Origin of the sequence: Flavobacterium sp., from assembly GCF_043722275.1 — a bacterium.
Taxonomy (GTDB): domain Bacteria; phylum Bacteroidota; class Bacteroidia; order Flavobacteriales; family Flavobacteriaceae; genus Flavobacterium.
Map to the genome: position 1 here is coordinate 1 of NZ_JAYSPC010000172.1, position 6,078 is coordinate 6,078.

The following is a 6,078-nucleotide window of genomic DNA, read 5'->3' on the forward strand; positions in this document are numbered from 1 at the left end:
GTCGAAGTCCCGCAAAGTGATTTAGTAAACGGGACTTCGACTTCGCTCAGCCTGACAATGCTTTTCGATTTCACTGAGGTCAGACAATGATTTCGACTTCGCTCAGTCAGACAATGACAAGATGCTTACTATTGGTAAGATTTTACAAAATTTATGCATAAAAAAAGCCCTGATTTCTCAGAGCTTTTTTATGTTTTTGTTTTGTGAATTTTGTTTATTCTGCAACTTTGCTTTTAACAACTAATCTGAAACCTTCACCGTGAATGTTTAGGATTTCAACATCTTCATCTGCTTTTAGATATTTTCTAAGTTTAGCGATGTAAACGTCCATACTTCTTGAAGTAAAGTAGTTGTCATCTCTCCAGATTTTTGTTAATGCTAATTCTCTTGGCATTAAATCATTTTCATGAAGAATCAACATTTTAAGCAATTCATTCTCTTTTGGAGATAATTTTATTGGCTCGTCGCTTTCGAATGTTAAGAATCTAAGTTTAGAATTTAAGTGGAATTTACCAATATTAAACTCAAACTGAACTTGTTCCGCTTTTGTATCCGCAGATTTTCTTTGAATGATAGCTTTGATTTTCATTAATAAAACTTCTGAGTCAAAAGGTTTATTCAGGTAATCATCAGCACCAGCTTTGTATCCTTTTAGCACATCTTCTTTCATAGATTTTGCTGTTAAAAAGATAATTGGTACTTCGCTATTCTTTTCTCTAATTTCTTTGGCTAAAGTATAACCATCTTTATAAGGCATCATTACGTCAAGAATACATAAGTCATATACATCTTTCTTGAACTTCTCGAAACCTTCCATACCGTTTTTAGCTAAAGTAACTTCAAAGTCATTTAACATTAGATAATCTTTAAGAACTGCCCCAAAATTAAGGTCATCTTCTACTAAAAGTATTCTTTTGTTATTATTTTCCATATTTTAATTTATTAATGGTATTTTTATTATAAAGGTGCTACCTTTTCCTTTTTCGCTTTCAACATATACTTGACCATTATGGTCTTCTACTATTCTTTTTACATAAGCCAGGCCTAAACCGTGTCCTTTTACATTATGTAAATCTCCGGTATGTTCTCTATAGAATTTTTCAAAAACTCTTTTTTGAGCTATTTTACTCATACCTAAACCATTATCTTTTATTTTTATCAAGATCATGTCTTTAACATTTTCTGTAAAAATTTCAATTTCTGGAATATTAGGTGAATATTTTATAGCATTTTCTAAAATATTAACCAATACGTTTGTAAAATGTACTTCGTTAATCAGAGAAGTTGTTCTTGCAGCATTGTAGTGCTTGACAACTGTTCCGTGTCTGTCTTCTAAAATTAAATTTACGTGTTCAATTGCATCATCAATTATATCATGAATTGCAGTTGGCTCTTTTATAATATCTAATTCTCTTTTTTCTAATTTAGAAATACGAAGCACGTTTTCAACCTGTGCATGCATTCTTTTATTTTCATCCCGAATCATTTGCAGATATCGAAATACTTTTTCTTTATCTTCAATAATCTTAGGATTCTTTATCGCATCAAGTGCTAAATTTATGGTTGCAATTGGTGTTTTAAACTCATGCGTCATATTATTTATAAAATCTGTTTTGATTTCAGAAATATGTTTTTGACGTAGTAATTGATTCAACGCACTTGTGTAGGCAACTATTATAATTAATGTAAAAATTATTGATAGTATTGTGATACTCAACAATTCAGACAATAAAAATTTCTTTTTATGCGGGAAAGTAATAAATAACTCATATTTGCTATTTCCTTCATTATCAGTATAAATTGGCACGTGGTAACTTGCATCTTTATCATAATGAAATCCGTCAGACTTTACTTTTGTCGCAAGACCACTATTAAGAACACCATATTCAAATTTGGTTTTTACACCATATTCTTCTAGTTCTTTCTTTAAAAGTTTTTGAAGTTTATCTTTTGTAATTCTTCCCTCTATAGGTGTAAGTGAAGCAACGTCTTTATATTGAATTTGCTGCTGTACTTTATTTAAGATATCTAAACTACCTGATTTTTCAATTTTCAAGTCCGGAATAATACTTTGACCTAAGGCGCTGTTATCTATTCCGTTATTGTTATTGTAAACTTCTGTTACTCTTTTTGAACTGAAATTTTTAAATCTTTCACTACTAAATTTTTTATTAAATAATGAACCATTTATATCATAATCTTCAGATGTAAGAGTGTTCGAATAAACTATTGTTTTATTTGTTTTTGTATTTCTCTGAACATAAAGAACTTCTAACAGATCTTCTTTTTTAGGAGTTTTACCAGTACTGTCTTTTATACGATTGTACTTATCATAAAAGCTGTATTCTTCTTGCTGTTCAAGTTTATCTGCTACATTACCGATAACTTGTGTAACGTGGTATTTAAATTGTTCATCGTTGTTTTTAAACGAAGAGTTGAACCAATATACCTGTACCAGAATAATCCCTATTAAGGACAAACTCATTAGTAAAACAAGTATTCTAAAAAATAATTTATTCATCGCAACAAAATTAATATTTTAACAATATACTAAATAATACATTAACCAAATATTAACATTTAAGACTGATTTTGTTTTATATTTAAAATTTTAAGAATTTTAACAACTTCTTCTTTAGCAATTTTAAGATTACTGTTATTAATTACAAAATTGCTTAAAGAAATCCGTTTTTCGTCATTCCATTGCATTTTCATTCTGCTTAAAACTTGTTCGCGTGTGGTATTATCTCGCTTGACGACTCTTTCTATTCTAATTTCTTCCGGCGCAGTAACTGTTATGATGACGTCGCATTCTTTATAACGACCACTTTCAAACAAAATTGCAGCTTCATAAATTACATAGTCATGTTTTCTATTTTGCTGTAGCCAAAATTTAAAATCTTCTTTTACGGCAGGATGTACAATTGCATTTAATTCTGCTAATTTATCCCTATCGCTAAATACGATTTCAGCTAATTTTGCTCTGTTTAAAATTTCATCTTCAAAAAGAGAATTTCCAAAAGTTGTTTTTATTTGTTCTACAATCTTTTCAGACTGCATTACTTTTTTGGCTTCATCATCAGCAATATATAAAGGAACTCCCATTTCTGCAAAATAGTTTGCAATTGTGGTTTTCCCACTTCCTATTCCGCCTGTTAAGCCAATCACTTTTGTCATATTATACCTTAAAAAACATACGAGGAAAAGCTTCTTGTGGTTTTTTCTTTAAAAGAATAATTTTTATGAAAGATTTTAAAAAACCTGTTCCATAACCATAAAACTGTTTCCATACTGCAATTACAGATAAGTATCCAATTTTTATGCTTTTATTTTGAACACTGGCTGTAAGAAAAATTATAACGAAATATACGAAATATAATTGTAATAATAAATCAAAATTGAATATTAATAGTAAAAAAGCTAACAATAAACCTAAGATAAATACTGTAGGAAAGAAAAAAGTTAACTTATTATGTTTTGGATACCAACTATTTAAAATAGGTCTCGCGATCCCAAATTTATTTACCTGAATTGAAAATTTTTCCCAATCAATTCTTCTTTTATGATAAACATACGCCTCTGTAAACAATTTGGTTTCAAACCCTAAGTTCCATAAACGTATAGAAAGATCAGGATCTTCGCCAGGATGAATATTTCCGAAGCCTTTTGATGCTTCAAATGCTCTTTTTGAAATTCCCATATTGAAACTTCTTGGCTGAAATTTATTTATTTTTTCAGAACCGCCACGAATTCCTCCTGTGGTAAGAAAAGAGGTCATTGCAAAATTAATTGCTTTCTGGATATCAGAAAAACTATCTAATGCTTTATCCGGTCCTCCAAAACAATCTACATAACCTGCGTTCAATGCTTTTCGAACTTCGGTCAAATAATTAGCCGGAATAATACAATCAGAATCAAAAATGATAAAATAATCACCTCTTGCTTTCTGCATTCCAAAATTCCTTGAATCACCAGGACCTGAATTTTCTTTAAAATAATATGAAATGTTTAGTCTTCCTTGATAGGTCATCACAACATCTTTACACGGTATTGATGATCCGTCTTCAACAAGAACAATTTCAAAGGCTTCATTATAATCAGATTTTGAGAGACTTTCTAAAAGTTCATCAACTTCATCTGGGCGATTATACACGGGTATAATTAAAGAAAAAATCATAACGGGATGTGCGGTATTAAAGTAGCAATTTTTAATTTCAAAATTTTAACAAAGATATGTTTTATTAACAAAAAAACCATTCGTCGTGACGAATGGTTTTTATATATAATGGTATTTTTTCTTTATTTACTTGATACTTTCAATTTCAACAACTTCATTTGTATCCGCAGTATAATCAACTCCCTCAAATTCAAATCCAAAAAGATTTAAGAAATCATTTCTATATCCGGCTAAATCTCCAATTGAAGGTAATGTTTCAGTTGTAGCTTCTAACCAAAGTTTAGCCACTTTTGCCTGAACATCATCACGCATTTCCCAATCGTCGATTCTGATTCTTCCTTTTTCATCCACAGCAACATCTGAACCTGAGTATAATCTATCTTTAAACAAACGTTGGATTTGCTCGATACAACCTTCGTGAATCCCTTCTTCTTTCATGATTTTATACAAAAGAGAAATGTATAACGGAATTACCGGAATCGCAGAACTTGCTTGCGTAACTAATGCTTTGTTTACAGAAACATAAGCTTTTCCTCCTATTGATTTTAAACTGTCTGTGATTGAGAATGCAGTAGCTTCTAAATCATCTTTTGCGCGACCAATTGTACCTTTACGGTAAACTGCTTCTGTCAATGATGGCCCAATATAAGAGTAAGCAACTGTTGTAGCGCCATCTGCCAATAAATTTTCAGCTTTTAATGCATCAATCCACATTGTCCAGTCTTCACCGCCCATTACAGCTACTGTATTTGTAATATCTTCATCATTTGCCGGAGCAATTGAAACTTCTGTTACATTTCCTGTATGAAAATCAACTGTTTTGTTTGTAAAAGTTTGTCCGATTGGTTTCAAAACAGAACGGTGCAAAACTCCTGTAACAGGATGCAAACGTACTGGCGAAGCCAAACTATAGATTATTAAATCAACCTGACCTAAATCTGCTTTGATCAAGTCTAAAGTTTGTCTTTTAATTTCGTTTGAAAAAGCATCTCCATTGATACTTTTTGCATATAAACCTGCTTTGTGAGCTTCTGTTTCAAATGCAGCAGAATTATACCATCCTGGTGAAGCTGTTTTTCCTTCAACTGGCGGTTTTTCAAAAAATACTCCAATAGTTGCAGCATCAGATCCAAAAGCACTTGTAATTCTTGAAGCTAATCCAAAACCTGTTGAAGCACCAATAACTAATACTTTTTTTGCACCTACAATTGGTCCTTTTGATTTTATATATTCTATTTGATTTTTAACGTTTTGCTCGCTACCTTTTGGGTGTGATGTCAAGCAAATAAATCCTCTCATTCTAGGTTCTATAATCATATTTTTTTATTTATTCGTTGATTTGGTTAACCGTTAGTTAACAACACGATTGACTTATTTTACGTTTTGTTTAATTAGCTTTAAGATGACAAATATAAATTATTTCTTTAGTTCAACAAGGCTTTAGCATGATTTAAAGCCGAATCTGAAACTACTGCGCCTGATAACATTTGGGCAATCTCTATAACTCTTTCGTCCTGAGACAGAAGCTTCAATTCTGATTGTGTATCATCATCAACTGTAGATTTAAAAACTTTAAAGTGTGAATCTCCTTTGGCAGCAATTTGAGGTAAATGCGTAATGGCAAAAATTTGCATTGTTGCACTCATTTCTTTCATTATTTCTCCCATTCTTATCGCGATTTCTCCGGAAACTCCAGTGTCGATTTCATCAAAGATTAAAGTTGGCAATTTTGAATATTGTGCAAGAATTGCTTTAACCGCCAACATAATACGAGACATTTCTCCTCCTGATGCAACTTTTTTAAGCAAGCCAAAATCGGTTCCTTTATTGGCAGAAAATAAAAATTGCAATTCTTCTTTCCCATTTTGAAAATAAGTTTCTGATGGCAATAGTTCCATATT

Annotated in this window: 5 protein-coding genes and 1 pseudogene; all 6 read right to left on the reverse strand. The window is 31.1% G+C overall.

What is annotated here, in order from left to right; genetic code table 11:
* Nucleotides 1-214: 214 nt before the first annotated feature.
* Nucleotides 215-931, reverse strand: a complete 717-nt coding sequence (locus tag ACHZDT_RS20685) for a response regulator transcription factor (RefSeq protein ID WP_065449593.1) — start codon at nt 929-931, stop codon at nt 215-217.
* Nucleotides 932-934: 3 nt separating this feature from the next.
* Nucleotides 935-2,521, reverse strand: a complete 1,587-nt coding sequence (locus ACHZDT_RS20690; RefSeq protein ID WP_394776599.1) for a sensor histidine kinase — start codon at nt 2,519-2,521, stop codon at nt 935-937.
* A 59-nt stretch (nt 2,522-2,580) separates the two neighbouring features.
* A complete protein-coding gene (gene coaE, locus ACHZDT_RS20695; RefSeq protein WP_394776600.1) occupies nt 2,581-3,177 on the reverse strand; it encodes a dephospho-CoA kinase in 597 nt (198 codons plus the stop codon).
* A gap of 1 nt (nt 3,178) precedes the next feature.
* Nucleotides 3,179-4,177 carry a glycosyltransferase gene (locus ACHZDT_RS20700; RefSeq protein WP_394776601.1) on the reverse strand — a complete coding sequence of 333 codons (999 nt, stop codon included), beginning with the start codon at nt 4,175-4,177 and terminating at the stop codon, nt 3,179-3,181.
* 126 nt (nt 4,178-4,303) lie between these two features.
* Nucleotides 4,304-5,494 (reverse strand): enoyl-ACP reductase FabV, encoded by a 1,191-nt coding sequence (gene fabV / locus ACHZDT_RS20705; protein WP_394776602.1) that lies wholly within the window; start codon nt 5,492-5,494, stop codon nt 4,304-4,306.
* Between the two features lie 107 nt (nt 5,495-5,601).
* Nucleotides 5,602-6,078 (reverse strand): annotated as a pseudogene (locus ACHZDT_RS20710) (DNA repair protein RecN); the annotation flags it as partial.